Source organism: Pedobacter sp. UBA5917, assembly GCF_002432345.1.
Lineage (GTDB): Bacteria > Bacteroidota > Bacteroidia > Sphingobacteriales > Sphingobacteriaceae > Pedobacter.
Map to the genome: position 1 here is coordinate 1 of NZ_DJDT01000285.1, position 12,438 is coordinate 12,438.

At 42.4% G+C, this 12,438-nt stretch carries 9 protein-coding genes; 8 read left to right on the forward strand and 1 reads right to left on the reverse strand.

Going from position 1 to position 12,438, the window contains the following annotated elements:
• From B2V92_RS19660 to B2V92_RS19695, 8 genes are all read left to right on the forward strand, one after another.
• Positions 1–3,079 (forward strand): acyltransferase domain-containing protein (locus tag B2V92_RS19660; RefSeq protein ID WP_293311426.1); only part of this gene is annotated, 3,079 nt, incomplete at its 5' end.
• A complete protein-coding gene (locus B2V92_RS19665) occupies positions 3,067–3,366 on the forward strand; it encodes an acyl carrier protein (RefSeq protein WP_293311427.1) in 300 nt (99 codons plus the stop codon). The genes B2V92_RS19660 and B2V92_RS19665, both read left to right, overlap by 13 nt.
• Positions 3,354–4,118 (forward strand): alpha/beta fold hydrolase, encoded by a 765-nt coding sequence (locus B2V92_RS19670; protein ID WP_293311428.1) that lies wholly within the window; start codon positions 3,354–3,356, stop codon positions 4,116–4,118. The genes B2V92_RS19665 and B2V92_RS19670 overlap by 13 nt, the downstream gene beginning before the upstream one ends.
• A gap of 12 nt (positions 4,119–4,130) precedes the next feature.
• Positions 4,131–5,330, forward strand: coding sequence for a glycosyltransferase (locus B2V92_RS19675; RefSeq protein WP_293311429.1), 1,200 nt, complete (start codon positions 4,131–4,133; stop codon positions 5,328–5,330).
• 10 nt (positions 5,331–5,340) lie between these two features.
• On the forward strand, positions 5,341–6,555 hold the full coding sequence (locus B2V92_RS19680; protein WP_293311430.1) for a glycosyltransferase: 1,215 nt from the start codon (positions 5,341–5,343) through the stop codon (positions 6,553–6,555).
• A 325-nt stretch (positions 6,556–6,880) separates the two neighbouring features.
• Positions 6,881–8,170: a condensation domain-containing protein gene (locus B2V92_RS19685; RefSeq protein ID WP_293311431.1), complete on the forward strand. Its 1,290-nt coding sequence runs from the start codon at positions 6,881–6,883 to the stop codon at positions 8,168–8,170.
• Positions 8,167–9,435 (forward strand): condensation domain-containing protein, encoded by a 1,269-nt coding sequence (locus B2V92_RS19690; protein WP_293311432.1) that lies wholly within the window; start codon positions 8,167–8,169, stop codon positions 9,433–9,435. Before B2V92_RS19685 ends, B2V92_RS19690 begins: the two co-directional genes overlap by 4 nt.
• Positions 9,428–9,937 (forward strand): hypothetical protein, encoded by a 510-nt coding sequence (locus tag B2V92_RS19695; protein ID WP_293311433.1) that lies wholly within the window; start codon positions 9,428–9,430, stop codon positions 9,935–9,937. The genes B2V92_RS19690 and B2V92_RS19695 overlap by 8 nt, the downstream gene beginning before the upstream one ends.
• Before the next feature lie 191 nt (positions 9,938–10,128).
• Here B2V92_RS19695 and B2V92_RS19700 read toward each other — a convergent pair whose 3' ends face one another.
• Positions 10,129–12,207 (reverse strand): hypothetical protein, encoded by a 2,079-nt coding sequence (locus B2V92_RS19700; protein WP_293311434.1) that lies wholly within the window; start codon positions 12,205–12,207, stop codon positions 10,129–10,131.
• Positions 12,208–12,438: the final 231 nt, after the last annotated feature.

A 12,438-nucleotide genomic window follows, 5' to 3' on the forward strand; every position in this document is an offset into this window, starting at 1 on the left:
AGGAATTGCCGGCTTGATTAAATCGAGTTTGGCCTTATATCACGGCATCATCCCTCCTACTTTGCATTGCGATGAGCCTGTTGCACAACTCGCAGAAACCCGTTTTTCTGCGGTGCAAAAAGCTGCAGACTGGAACCAATCAGGCTTACCGAAACTAGCGGCCGTAAATGCCTTTGGTTTTGGTGGAATTAATGCCCACGTGGTATTAACCGCTTACGATAGTCCTAAAAAAGACGAGGTTTTGGTGCTAGCACGGCCTAGTCATGAGAGTCTGATCCAATCGCTCGAAAATGGCGATTATAGCGTAGGGCAGGGCAATTTCCGTTTGGTATTATTCAATCCAAGTGAAGAAAGGATCAAAAAAGCGCTAAAAATTGTAGCTAAAAATTCTCCCTGGAGAAATAAACAGGATATCTGGTACACCAATTCACCTTTATTGGCCAACGATGGCAAAATAGCCTTCGTTTTCCCTGGTTTAGACGGGCTTGCCGGTGGTGAAATTAAATCGGTAGCCGATTATTTCAACATCAGTATCGATAAAAACGAAAAACAGGATGGCCTTTTAAGTGAGGCACTCAATATACTGAACAAAAGCAGTGTTTTAGACCAGGCTTTAAAGCAATTAGGTGTTAAATCTGATATGAACGCAGGCCACAGCCTTGGCGAATGGCTTGCAGCAAGATCTTCGGAACTGGCAGAAGAAAGTTCGGTAATGAACTTACTGAATGTACTTAACCCCGAAACTTTTGAACTCAAAGATTCGCGCTTTATTGCCGTTGGTGCTGGTTTAGCTACTCTTCAACCCATTATCGAAAGTATTCCTGATTTATACCTCTCTAACGATAACTGCCCGCAACAGGTAATCCTCTGTGGCAGTAAAAATGCGCTTGATGAGCTGGTGCCGGTATTAAAAGCGAAACAGGTTTTCCATCAGATTCTGCCTTTCCAATCGGGTTTCCACTCACCATTTGTGGCCGATAAACTGGGGCTGATCCTCGAGGGCATGCAGGATATGCAGTTCAGGAAAACCACAACGCCGCTTTGGTCGGCTACTACCTTAGAAACTTATCCCGAAGGTTTCGAAGCCATCCGCCAGTTAAGTGCCGAACACCTGATCAAACCGGTGCGTTTCCGCGAGCTTACCGAAAAATTGTATGCCGAGGGCGCACGTGTATTTATCCAGGTAGGTTCTGGTGGTTTGGTGGGCTTTATCGATGATACTCTAAGGGGAAAAGATTTTAGTACCATTAGTGCCAATGTGCCTATCCGTTCGGGTATTACGCAGTTGCAAAGGGTTTTGGCCGCACTTTTTGTTGAAGGAAAAGAAATCGGACTCAATTATCTAGGCAACATTAAATCAACGCCACCGCAAAAAAACAAAGGTATCAAACTCGAACTCGGTTCACCGATTATCCATAACCTGCAAACGCTTAAAGGTTTAACCATTAAGCAACCTCAACCTGTACAGCCCAAAACTTTTGTAGAAGCCAAACACCCCGTATTACAGGCTTTTAACGAAAATGTAATGGAAATGATCAATATGCAGAGCGAAATGATCGAACTTTTCGAAAATGCAGCGTTCCAGGTTGATCAGCCAAGCAATTGGGCACCGGCCGCACCGGTTAAGCCAATCAGGCAAGCCTTTAGCAAAACGCTGGATGTGAGTTTGGATAACTGTCCTTATCTCATCGATCACTCGCTGTTGAGGCAGCCAAAAGGCTGGCCAACGGTAGAAGATATGGATCCGGTGATCCCGATGACCATGATTTTTGAAGTATTTGCCGAAATAGCGAATGCGCAATCGCCTGAAGAAAAAGTGCATAAAATTATGAATATGCGTGTTTTCCAATGGATGAATGTAGTTAAACCTTTTCAGGAAACCGTAACCGGCGAGTGGAAAGACGAACAAAAGGTTTACCTTAACCTCGAGCGTTTCGCCAATGCAGAAGTGCAACTTGCGCCGCAGTTAAATCCTGCTCCAAACCGCACTTTCGACATCGGAAAGTTACTGGATATTGACCGTACTTCAGCACAGATTTACGATGCACACATGTTCCACGGACCAGATTACCAGGGCATCAAAAAACTGATTGCCGTTGGCGAAAAAGGAATTACCGGCATTATCGAAGCTGCAGGTGGAAAAGGCTCTTTATTGGATAACGCCGGTCAGTTATTCGGTTTGTGGTTGCAGCTTACTTTAGAAAAAGATAGAATTGCTTTTCCTGTTAAAATCCAGGAAATAGAATTTTTCGGCGATATGGCCGATCAGAAAGGTACTTTCGAATGTACCTGCGTGCTTACCGAAATCAACGATGAATTTGCCACTGCAGATATCGTGATGAAAAGGGATGGCATTACCTGGCTGATTATTTCAGGCTGGCAGAACCGCAGGCTCGAAATCGACGAACCGCTTTGGAATGTATCCATGTCGCCATTGCATAACCGTTTATCAGAAGAAGTTGCACCCGGTGTTTTTCTTTTCGGTAACGCTTACACGCGTGTGGTATCGTGGGATTTTATCCTGAAAAGGTATTTCAATCAAACCGAAAAGAAACATCACAACAACCTTTTGCCCAATAAAAGAAGAACCTGGATGATCAGCAGGGTGGCTGCAAAAGATGCGGTAAGAAATTTACTGAACACGCAGAAAAACCAGGCCTGCTACCCTATTACCTTCGAAATTTATTCAGACGAACACCGCAAACCTTATGTTAAAGGTGGTTTAACCGATAATATCAACATTTCTATTGCGCATAAAGGCACAGATGCTGTTGGCATAGCCCGATTTAACGAACCCGTTGGCATCGATATCGAACACATAGAAGAACGCAGCGCAGGCTTTTTTGATCTTGTTTTTAACGAGCACGAAATGGCCCTGCTCCAAAACCGCGATAAAATTGAATGGGCAACCCGTTTCTGGGTAGCTAAGGAAGCTTACGGAAAATACCTGGGCAAAGGTTTACAGGGCAACCCCAAAGCCTATACCGTAACAGCAGTAAACGGCGAAGAATTACGCATTAATAACATTACAATTAAAACAATCAAACATAAAAACTATATCATCGGATGGACACTATAGCAACTACGAAACTGAGCGGCGAAGAAATTTTCGACCTCATGAAAAAATTTATCACTGAAGTAATCGGCGAAGAATTTGTTGAAGAAATGGATATCACCCCCGAAAGTTCTTTCACCAAAGACCTCGAAATGGACAGCATCGAAATCGTATCCTTTTCCGAAAAAATCAAGGCACACTTTGGCGAGCAGATCGATTTTACAGGCTGGTTATCATCAATGGATTTAGATCAGCTGATCAATTTAAACCTGGGTATGATCATCTCTTATATCGAAGAATGCCAATCGTAACGGTAAACGGCAAATCGGTTCACATTCAGGAGCTCAACAAAGGGGCTGCTGAAACCATCGTGCTCGTTCACGGGATGTTCAGTAACCTTTCTGTCTATTATTTTAATATTGCACCGCTGTTGGCCACAAAATACCATGTGGTACTTTATGATCTGAAAAGCCATGGTATGAGCGAAAAAACATTGCTCGGTTACGATCTCGAAAGCATGACCAACGATCTGCTTGCATTGATGGAGGAATTAAACCTGCAGAAAGTGCATCTGGGCGGTTATAGTTTTGGCGGATTGATTGCCTTAAAAATGGTCATCCTTTTTCCGGAGCGTATAAACAAACTGGCTGTAATTGAGGCACCCGATCCGAATGATGATAAAACAAGGGGCATTATTGATGAGTACAGTCGTGAGTTTCTGGAGCATTACGTCGAAAACTTTACCGATACCACCAAAGTGAAAATGGGTAAAAGGCAGATGGAACGCAACCACCGCATGTACGAGTACCTTTTTTATCAAACTTCGATCAAAACCGATATGGAGCTCGAAAAAGACTTTTTCGGCAGTCCTGCAATCGAAACTATACAAAAATCGACGCTACTATTATATGGTACCGATTCCAATTGTTTAAATGCAGGAAAACACCTTGATGGACTAATCGAAAATGCAGAATTAATTGCCGTTCCGGGCGATCATAATATCCCGATCCAGCAACCATTAGTTATTGCAGAAGCATTATTAAACTTCTTCCAGGAAAAATAAAATTAAACACAGATGGCAAAATTCGTATTTGTAGTTCCTCCCCTAACCGGCCACATTAACCCAACTTTAAGTATGGGTGCGGCTTTATTGGATAGAGGCCACCGTGTAGCATGGATTACTTTAGATCAATCGCTTGGCGATAAACTTCCTGAGGGCGGCGAGCTGCTCCTGATCAGTTACGACCAGAACGACCAGCAGAAAAAGGATTCAGAAAAATACCTCGATATCATTACCAAAAAGATTGTTTACGGCATCGATAGCATCAAATTTCTGTATGAAGAAGTACTGATCCCGCTAAACAGGCACAGTTACGAAGGCATTGCCGATCTGCTCGATCAGTTTAAACCCGATGTGGTCATTACCGACCATCAGATGTTTGCCGGTGCCATTGCCGCAACCAATAAAAACTATCCTTACGTTACTTCGGTTACTGCTCCGGCAGCGATAAAAGTAATGGACGAGTTGCCAAAAGTGCACGAGTGGGAAGTAAACCAAATTGTAGAGCTGCAAAAAGAATTCGGCATTACCGCAAGTGGTTCTATTGCCTGTTCTGATCTTGCCACGCTGGTATTTACCTCACGCGATTTTTTCGGAGAGATGGATTTACCGGAGCATTTTAAATTTGTAGGCCCCGTTTTTAACCGCCGCAAAACTGCAATTCCTTTCCGTTGGGAAGCATTTCATACCGGCCAGCCCAAAATATTGGTGAGCATTGGTACCACCTTCGATCACGAACATAAAAAAGCTTTTTTTGCCAAGGTAATCGAAGCTTTTGAAAATGAAGACCTGCATGTGGTAGTGGTTTCCGATCCTGCTTTATTTGATGAGTGGCCGGCTAATTTTACCGTACAGCGCCAGGTACCACAACTGGAACTTTTACCACACCTTGATGCCGTGGTTTGCCATGGCGGACACAATACTGTTTGCGAAACTTTAATGACAGGACTGCCCATGGTAGTGATCCCTATTGCTTACGATCAGAGCCACGTAGCCGGACGTGTTTTCAGGGTTGGTGCCGGAGAACGTTTAAACTTTAACCGTTTTAAAGCCAGCCACCTTAAAGAAGCCGTAAATAAAGTACTGCAGAACGATAGTTATAAAATTGCTGCAGAGCAGATCAAACAATCATTTATCCAGGCCGGTGGAACAGAAAGTGCAGCCGATTTACTGGAAACTTTAAGCAACAAAACCTCAAACGTATTCATCAGTTAAATTATACATTATGTCAAAATTCCTTTTCGTTGTCCCGCCTTTTTTTGGCCATATCAGCCCGACTTTAAGCATTGGTGCAAGTTTACTGGCCCGCGGCCATGAAGTAAAATGGCTTGGCATTACCCCGCTTGCGCAGGTGCATTTGCCTGAGGGTGGTGAATTTATTTACCCGAAAGAAGACCTGGTAGAGTATGCTGATGAGATACAACGCATTTTAAAACGTCAGGATGATGGCCCTGCCTGTTCTAGTCCGGAGGTGATGAAACTGGCCCTCGAAGAAACTTATGTGCCTTTTGCCAAAATGATGATGAAAGGCCTGAACAACTTTGTTGATAAATGGAAACCAGACGTTATCATTAACGACTGCATTACCTTTGCCGGTGCATTAAGCGCACATTTAAAAGGCATTCCATCGGTTACCACTACCCCGGTGCCACCTGATGTAATGGGCGATACCGCTAACAGCGCTCCCAAAATATTCGAATGGCAACAAAACCTGATCAAAGGTTTACAAAGGGAAGTGGGTATTTACAGCGATGATATCCATATCCACTCCCACGAGTTGAACATGGTTTTCACTTCACAGGCTTTTGCCGGTTTCGAAGAAAAACCACCGCACATGCATTTTGTTGGCCCTGTAAAAGGCCGGCCGAATTTAGCACCATTCGATTGGGAACGTTTAAGCCAGGCCACCACACCAAAAGTATTTGTTTCTTTAGGAACGCTGCTGGTTGATATCCGGAAGGAATTCTTCCAGAAACTGATTACCGCTTTCGAAAACGAACCTGTAACCATTGTGGCCGCAACCAATCCTGATATTTTCGAAAAATGGCCTGATAACTTTATTGTAAATGGTTTTGTACCACAGTCGGAGTTGATGCCCCACATGGATGCAGTAATCTGTCACGGAGGTTTTAATACCGTAAACGACACCTTCACCAATGGTTTACCGATGTTGATTACACCAATTGCCTACGATCATTTCCATACCGCAAAATTAATTGAGGGTGCAGGCTGTGGCGTGAGCATCCGTTACAAACGTTTACGCATTAGCGACTTAAGAAATACGGTTTTCGAGCTTTTGGAAAACCCGAAATATCGCCAGGCCGCACAAAAAATAAGAGAAACATTTATCGAAGCCGGTGGCAATGATAAAGCGGTGCAATTGCTGGAGGATTTTGCAGAAGTTAATAGAGTTGTCAACTTTGATGGCCCGCTTGCCTAGAAGTTGACAACTCTGGGAGTAACCATCCCCTGCGACCGTCACCCTGAACTTGTTTCAGGGTCTATCTTGCAAGAAAGATGCTGAAATAAATTCAGCATGACGAAACGATTAAAAAAGTTGACAACTCTGGGAAGAACCATCTCCTCGGCCGTCATCTCGACTGAAGCGCAGCGGAACGGAGAGATCTATCTAGAAAAAGATTCCGCTAACGAGCGTTAAATAGGATATCGTTTACAACGATAAAATCGTGTAACTATTTATGCACTCGTTTGGAAACGAGCGCAAGCGTAAATGACGACTTTTTATGAAAACAATACTAACCTAAATGAAAAGAAAACTGCTATTTGGCGAAAGGATGTTATACGGAGACGGCAAAAGCCCGTTTAACATCGTAATACCATTCAAAATAAAGGGAGAAATAAAGGAAGACGATTTAAGGTTTGCCCTGTTCAAAATCCAGAAAAAACATCCCTGGTTAACGGCATCGATCAATTTTGACCAGGACCAAAAGCCCTGGTTTATAACCAACCTTACCGAAGCCTTTAAAATTCCGATCCGTGTGGTGGAACGTTTAAGCGATGAGCAATGGGAGCAGGAATCGGTAAACGAATGGAAAACGGTTTTTGATGCCACAACCGCACCATTGTGCCGCATTACCTGGCTAAAAGGAGAAGGCGTTTCCGAGATCCTGATGGCTTACCACCATTGTCTCTGCGATGGCACTGCGGCCCTTTCTATTTTAACCGAGCTGCTTCAGCTATTAGATGATCCGGATACCGAAATCGGCAGGGAGATCCCGATTATGGGCGTAAAAGATGTAATACCCGAAAAAGTGCTTAACAGTTACCGCAACCGCGCCAAAAACGGCTTAATCGGTAAATTTGTAACGCTGGCCCTATGGATGATCCCCGTTAAAAAGGTAGCGGTTGAGCGTAAAAGGGACTTTATGCTCCGCTGGAGATTCGATCAGGAATTTACCAGGGAGATTATCACTTTCTGCAAAACCAATCAGTTTACTGTAAACACCTTGTTAAGTGCTGCTGTTTTAACCGCATTTAAAGAAGTAAGGAAAGAAAAATCATTCAATAAAATATCGCTCCCGGTCGACATCAGGAACTTTAACCCGATTATTAAAAAAGACCACATTTTTGCCTTTGGTTTAATGATCGTGCTTTCCCTGTTGCCCGAAAAAGACTTTTTGGAAAATGTGAAAGCCCTACAAAAAGATGTAAACGATAAATCGGCAAAACTCAATCCATATAGCCTGATGATGATGATGGAAGCCTGCCACCCGGCTCTTAAAAATTTCACTAATTTTTTAAAATATGGCAAATCGAGCAACGATTGTATGTTTTCTAACCTTGGCAAAATCGATATCCCACATCAATATCAAAATTTTGAAGTAGAAAGTATATTCAGTCCTTCGGTATTGGGTCCTTTGGGCAATACCACCACCATGATTGCCTCTACCTACCGCAACCAGATGGACTTTACTTTTGTGGCCAGCGAAGGTTATGTACCTTATGCAGAGGCCGAAGCCATTAAAGAAAAGGTCATATCTATCCTTAAAAGCCACATAGAGCAACCACTCGAAATTTTAAGCGCAACCGCATGAAAAGAAGATTAATTTTAGGAGAACGGATTATGCATGTGGATGCTAAAACACCTTTAAATTGTGTTTTTACAGCTAAAATAGCAGGCACTATCAATGAAGAAAACCTGCATAGTGCATTACAGAAAATCCAGCAGAAACACCCGCTGTTGCAGATGAATATCGATGCTTCTGGTAAAACACCTTATTTTGTACTGAACGAAAATATCGGTAAAATACCGGTTAGGGTTGCTGAACGTTTTACTGACGAAGATTGGCTAATAGAATCAAAAATAGAATGGTACAAGCTTTTTGATACCCAAAACGAACCATTGGCCCGGGTGGTTTGGTTAAAAGGCGAAACAGCATCCGAACTCTTACTTGTGCTTCCACACTGCATCTGCGATGGAACCACCATTTTAAACCTGTTGCGCGAGGTAATGACATTGATCGATAATCCTAAACAGGAGCTAACGCCCTATCCGTCATTTCTTACCGTGAAAGACCTATTGCCCGGAGATTTTTCCATCAGTAAACTCGGTCATTTTAAAGGGAAGATTTTTGCAGCCCTTGGCCGTTTATTTTTCTTTTTCAAATCCACTTCAGATCACAATCTGGATCGGAGTAATTATGCCATTCACTGGAAAATCAGTACCGAAAACACCAAAAATTTATTATTGAAATGCAAAGCGGAAAACACCACCGTACATGCAGCCATCTGCGTGGCATTTATGGAAGCTTTTAAACAGGTACAGGGAGAAAAAGCCCATGGTAAGGTAATCTGTCCGGTTGATATCAGGCGCTTTGTGGAAGCCATTAAACAGGATACCATGTTCGCCTTTGCACCAATTGCAGAGCTTAAACTCGATCAGACTGAAAACAGTTTTTGGACGAAGGCACAGAGATTAAAAAGCGATTTGGACGCAAAAGTTTCCGAAATGAAAGTTTACGACCTGTTGGGCATGAGCGAGTATTTCCATTCATCGGTAAATAAAATGATCGGTTTTTTAAGAACCACAAAAGGCACTCACGATGTTACTTTAAGCAATATGGGACTTCTAAACATACCAAAGGATTACCAGAATTTCTCTATTGAAACCATTTACAGTCCAACGGTAGCCTTTCCCTGGAAAAATGCCAATACTTTGGTGTGCAGCACTTTTAACGGTCAGCTTGATTTCTCTTTCATGTCTAACGAATCCTTTTTAAAGGAATTTGATGCCCGGCAGATCAAAGACAGGGCGATGGAAATGATTAAAGAAAACTTAAACGAATTGGCCAATGTCTGATTACGTGGAATACGATGAGCAAACCAAAGTATCGAACTGGCGGAAGTTTGTTCGTAAAAACCTGCTTTTACATCTCATTCCGAATACATTATTGAATACCATAGTGCCTTATTTTGCATTTAAAACGCAAAATTCGGTGCACCTGTTCAGTGGAGAGCAAAATCTGGCCAGGTTCTTATTGCCTATGTCATTATTTCTTCCATTTATGATTACACTTGATATTTTAAAAAAAATCAAACTTCTTCAACATTCGGAGGCGATTAATTATAACGTGGATGAGAAAATAACAGGATATCCTTTTATCCTAAAAAAAGCAGGCCTGAATGGCTTGTATTGCATCACAATTGTATTTACCCTAATGCTTACCTTGCATTTTTCCTATCCGCCTGGTCACGATTTTGGCATTACACCATCTGCGATTTGTGCCGGTTTGCTGGCGGGATTGTATTCGGTTACATTTTTCTATTTAGCCATAAGAAAGTTTAAGATGGATGCGGTGTAATGCACTGTATTTTCTCTTCTTATATTGTATCGTCATCTCGACCGGAACGCAGTGGAGCGGAGAGATCTATCTTGAAATATTCTCTAGTTAGATTTCTCGACTGCGGTGCACTCCGCTCGAAATGACGATATGGATAAATAAAAAGATCCTTCGCTACCCTCAGGATGACAGCCAAGCTTAAAAGCAGGCTGCTACTCCAACCACACCATCTGCGTAAAAGCACCATTACTTGCAATATCCCAGGCTTCTACCCTTACCCATTTACGGCCTTTTAAATCAACAGGCCAGCTGAAATCTTTTTTTCCAAATGCCTGTGTTGTATTTAAATTAATGCGCTTACGGTACACTTTTTTCCCATCGCCCGATACAATTTCTGCAAAACTTAACGGAAAAGTCCAGTTCAGCTGCATGTTCACTGTTGCTTTACCTGTTTGATCAACATTTAACGTTTCTCCTGCAGCTTTACCGTTAACATTAAACTTTGGGATCAGCACTTCGCCTGTTGAAACAAAAAACTTCCCTTTCTGTATCACATCCAGCACAGGCTGCCAGCCATCGGCATAATTGGGTACTTTATCCAGTTGTAAATAATTCACATTTAAATGTGCATACATTTCATTCTGTTCGGTAATGGTAAAAATATCGGCTTCCGAAATTACATGTTTCTTCAAACCCCAGTTCGCCATATCATCCATCAGGTTTAACACCCTTTTGCTGAGCGTAGGCAACGAAAGATCGGCCGGAATGGCCTTCCATGCTGCTCCCATAAAGGTTTCCGATTTAAAAAAATCTTCTTCCCTATATTTATCCGGATAACCTGTTGAAGCTTTCGTACGCGCATGTGCCGTCCAGGCCAAACCATGCTCCTGCTCCAGTAATTTAAGCATTTCTGCCTTATCATTTACACGGTATACTTTGCCATACTTCGGATCGTTGCTTTCGAAAGGAAGATCGCCTTTCCGCGACATTACCCAATAAACAGGTTTCGGGAAAAAGGCCAGCCAGTGCCCGCCATAAAAATTATTGGCTTCTTCTCCTGGTAGCAATAAAAAGTTGGGGTCCGATAACCGTTTGGTTTGTTTAAACAAAGCATCCAATTCTTTTAAACGGGTAGTATCTGGTCCTTTTGGGTGCCCCGGACCATGAAACTCGGCAAGTTTTACAATATTTAAACCTGTTTTTTTAAGCACTTCAACAAATTCGGGCTTTTCGGGAACAGGTTTTCCACTTAACACCACGTCTGAGATAAACTCATTATGAAAATGACTGGCCATCGTTTTATAGCCGGGCAATGCTACATATGAATCGTTGTGGGTAAACTTTTTAACTTCGGTTAAGGCTGCTCCTGCTTTACCCGCACTCAACAAACAGAAAAAGTTAAGTCTTTGCTGTGTATTTGGCGGTGCGTTAAACCATGGCACATAACGTTTATCTCCCAAAGGATCCTGGCGGATACCGATGCCAAAATCAGGGATCAGGTTTAAATAGTTGCTGCCTTTCCAGGTAAATTTAAGGTTAAAGGCCTCATCCAAAGGGTAAAAATATTGGTGAGGTGCAGGAAAAACAGCGAGACTTCCTCCCGCATTTTCACCGATAACGGTCCGGTATTTTACTTCCAGATTTTTGGCCGCATCGGTTTTAATGCCTTTCTCTGTCTGAAGATTTCCTTTTACATCGCTCCAAACAACATTGTTCCATATTTCTTTTTTATTCACCAATCCGGCATCATATAAAATTGCCGTAGAATCTTTTTGGGTAGATACCACAGCTGCAATATTAAATAACGGACTGCCATTATAAAGGGTTATTTCTAAGGCGCCTTTAAAATTTTCGCTTTCAATACCGTTTATCTTCACCACCGTTTGCGAGCCATAACTCGAAACACTGGCGTCTCCTTTTTCAAATTTTACCGCATTTGTAGTATATGGCCTGGTAGGTACCCGATCGAAAAACACATCCCAGCCGCCACTTTCGGCGCTTAAAGTACGCTTACCTACCCGTAAAACAAATGCAGGATCGAGGTTGGCAGCAATTTCTTTTAAAGCACCTTTTTTACCCAATTGCAAACTGCTGAATAGAGGCTTTGTTTGGTCGAGGTTCAAAACCATTTTCCCGATACTACCATTGCCCACCGGCCAGTTTAACACCAGCTCTTTTTTGTTGGAAGAGACGGTTGCCCCATTATTTTTAAATGATTTTAAATCCACCTGACCTTTAGCATAAAAAGCTGAAAAGCAGACAATAAGCAACATAACAGTGTAATTCTTCATATTTGGTTAAACGTTTTACTAAGGCAAGATAATGATTATATTTTTCACAGTAGTGGTTAATTGTATAAATTGGTTAATCGGTTAACTGTATATAAACCCTAAATTGAAACTGCCAACTTTGTGCTTTCGTGCCTTGGTGGTAAAAAATTGAGTAGTTCATTGGGAACCGAAAACTGCCAACTGAAAACTGTTTAGTGGTTTGATGGTTCATGGTTGATAGTTCGATCGCTT